1 protein-coding gene is annotated in these 1,172 nt (G+C 35.6%); it reads left to right on the forward strand.

Annotated elements, in window-relative coordinates; genetic code table 11:
- The first annotated feature begins 168 nt into the window (after positions 1-168).
- On the forward strand, positions 169-1,158 hold the full coding sequence (locus ACJJVP_RS00020; RefSeq protein WP_405409753.1) for an IS110 family transposase: 990 nt from the start codon (positions 169-171) through the stop codon (positions 1,156-1,158).
- The last annotated feature ends 14 nt before the right edge of the window (positions 1,159-1,172 follow it).

The raw sequence follows: 1,172 nt of genomic DNA on the forward strand, positions 1-1,172 counted from the left end.
AGTAAATTAAAAACGGAAAAGATACACTATCAAATCACTCCGAGTTCCAAGCTCATAGTTCGATTCAGATCTTTTCCGTTTATGATAAAACTCAAATTAGAAATTCGGGATATAAAGCCCATTATAAAGGAGTTGAGTACTATCTATTTAATCAAGTAAACCAAATTTATGAAAACAGAATTAAAGTTCATCGGAATTGATGTAAGCAAATCCACTTTGGATATTTGTATTTTATCCGACACAACGGAATCCCTGGTCATTAAAAATACCAAACGATCAATCTTTAAATACTTTGGACATCTGCTAAAAAACACTGCTCACGAATATCATATCTGTGTTGAGAACACAGGAAAGTATTCCTGGGAGCTAATGAGGATACTTCCTAGTATGAAGTGTAGTTTTTATGTCGTAAACCCATTGCATTTGAAGAAAAGTCTAGGACTTGTACGTGGTAAAAACGATGTTATAGATGCCGTTAGGATAGCAAGGTTCATTCGTAAGAACCATGATGAAATGGATTGTTACATAGAAAAAAGAAAAGTACTGGAATCCCTACAGGTACTAATGTCGGAAAGAAAATTCAGGGTCAAACAACGCAAGGAAATCAAGACCAAAAATAAAGAAATACTTGTTTTGGACAACGCAAAGCTTGTCAAATCGATTCTCTCTAAAAACCAAAAGCTGATAAAGGAACTGACCAAGCAGATCGGCACTATAGAATTAGAGTTAAAACAACTTGTCGACTCTTGTCAAAGGATTAAGAATATGGCTTCACAGCTACAGTCCATCCCCGGTGTAGGTCCCATATTGTGCTTAAACCTAATTGTAAAGACCAATGAGTTCAAAACTATAAAAGAAGCGAGAAAATTGGCTTGTTATGCAGGTGTAGCTCCTTTTGCGAACACCTCTGGAATATCGGTATTCGGAAGGAACAAAGTATCTAATCTAGCGGACAAGGGACTTAAAAAACTACTCCATTTAGGTGCTCTGAGCGCAATAAGATTGAATAACGACCTAGCTATATACTATCATCGAAAAGTTAATGAAGGAAAAAACAAAATGAGTGTAATAAACGCTGTGAGGAACAAAATCATTCATCTAGTTTTTGCTCTGATTAACAACCAAACATTTTACAAAAACCGTTTGGCAACGTCATAGAAATCGAACTGACA

The sequence above is a fragment of the Maribacter sp. Asnod1-A12 genome (genome assembly GCF_045063735.1).
GTDB lineage: Bacteria > Bacteroidota > Bacteroidia > Flavobacteriales > Flavobacteriaceae > Maribacter.

Excerpts from the sequence above, each read along its gene's own strand:
- ACJJVP_RS00020 (WP_405409753.1), top strand. The coding sequence starts at position 169 with ATGAAAACAGAATTAAAGTTCATCGGAATTGATGTAAGCAAATCCACT.